The sequence below is a fragment of the Okeania sp. SIO2F4 genome (assembly GCF_010672385.1).
Taxonomy (GTDB): Bacteria; Cyanobacteriota; Cyanobacteriia; order Cyanobacteriales; family Microcoleaceae; genus Trichodesmium.
In genome coordinates, this window is record NZ_JAAHGT010001376.1 from 1 (window position 1) to 1,568 (window position 1,568).

General features: G+C 33.8%; 2 protein-coding genes. Both read right to left on the reverse strand.

Going from position 1 to position 1,568, the window contains the following annotated elements; genetic code table 11:
* Positions 1 to 317 precede the first annotated feature (317 nt).
* Positions 318 to 683, reverse strand: coding sequence for a hypothetical protein (locus tag F6K22_RS40555; protein WP_293110785.1), 366 nt, complete (start codon positions 681 to 683; stop codon positions 318 to 320).
* Positions 664 to 1,568, reverse strand: a 905-nt coding sequence (locus tag F6K22_RS40560) for a hypothetical protein (RefSeq protein ID WP_293110787.1), incomplete at its 5' end; no start/stop codon positions are given. The genes F6K22_RS40555 and F6K22_RS40560, both read right to left, overlap by 20 nt.

Below are 1,568 nucleotides of genomic sequence, written 5' to 3' on the forward strand. Positions count from 1 at the left end.
GAGCAAACCATTGTTTCTGTAATTCCTTTTGTTCTTCTAACTCCTGAAGTAGCTTTATCTGAATCGAAATTTACCGCTAATTTAACAGTACAGAAAAACAATAAATTGGATGTTCATAGAGCGCCAAAATACTTCTATTATAATTGCTCTTTATAAGATAAAGCTTCATCTACTAGAGCAAACCATTGTTTCTGTAATTCCTTTTGTTCTTCTAACTCCTGAAGTAGCTTTATCTGAATCGAAATTTACCGCTAATTTAACAGTACAGAAAAACTATGGATGGATGTTAATAGAACGCCCAAATACCTCCATAATATTTATAATAGTTGCTCTTTACAAGATAAAGCTTCATCTACTAGAGCAAACCATTGTTTCTGTAATTCCTTTTGTTCCTCTAACTCCTGAAATTGTGACCAAATTTGACTGCGATTTTTACTTAATAAAATATCCCATTCTTGTTCCACTCCTTTAGCACGGGTAATATGGTCTGCAAATTCCTCTACCATAGAAACTTTTGTCCGGTTAACAGATAATCCTAGTTTATCCAAAGTTTTTTGACACACTTCAATAGCATTTTGATGGCGCTGTTGGAGATTAGTCAAAATATTATCTATATTATCTGGTGTGTTAATAGGTTTCATCGGATCGGGAGGTAAGACTTCACTAATTTTTTTGCCATACATAGGACTGCATAAAACCTTTGTACATAATTTCAAAAGATGCAATGAACTGAAACCCTCTTGCTAAATTTGGCAAGTCGTTTGTTTGAGTTAATAACTTCGCAAAAGCCTCCAAAAAATCTGGATTTTCTGCTTTTACTAAACCTCCTATTCCTAAGTTGATAAATATATCTGCCAATTCTGACTTAGTTTGATTGAGAGACCCTTTCAAACCATCTTCCATTGTCTGAAAATGTTTCAATATACCAGGTCGCATCTGTTGTATTGCTCGAAAATAAGCTCTATCAATTCCTTCCCGTTTTGCCCACATTTCAACATCCCTAAAATCAGGAATATTTCCTGGTTTTTGACATCTATTAATTGCTGCATTGACCTGAGTTTTAAACTCCTCATTTGGTTGTGAAAATTCTGCTCTTAATTTCTCTCGAAACTCTTCAATACTTTTGTAGAGTTTTGGTAAAAATTTTTCTCTCAATTTCACATATTCAGTATCAATATCCCCATAACCAGCGATCGCCTGCCTTACTTCTGCCAATTTATCCTCTATCCAACTTTGAAAATTCCTCAAATCTCTTGATGCAGCAGACATATATTGTTTGTCTAAATTTTTCATATTTGTTGTCAGATAATCAAGCACTTTTTCCATAACTTGATTTGCTGCTTTTGAATTTTTACAGTTAGCTTTCAAACATTGTTTAACATGGATTCCTTTCCTAGGCATAGTATTCTCAAAATCCAGAGATAACTGTTCATTTTCCCCATCCTGATTTAGTAACATAAAAACCCATTCTTTCAAAGGAAGTTTATCTTTCAAAGCTTGAGAAGCGACATCATATAAATTCACATCTTCCTTCCGTAAAAAATCACCCGTTCCTTTTTTTCCTGGTC

What these genes read in the sequence shown, in the direction of transcription:
- F6K22_RS40555 (WP_293110785.1), bottom strand. Translation starts at nt 683, where the DNA reads ATGTATGGCAAAAAAATTAGTGAAGTCTTACCTCCCGATCCGATGAAA.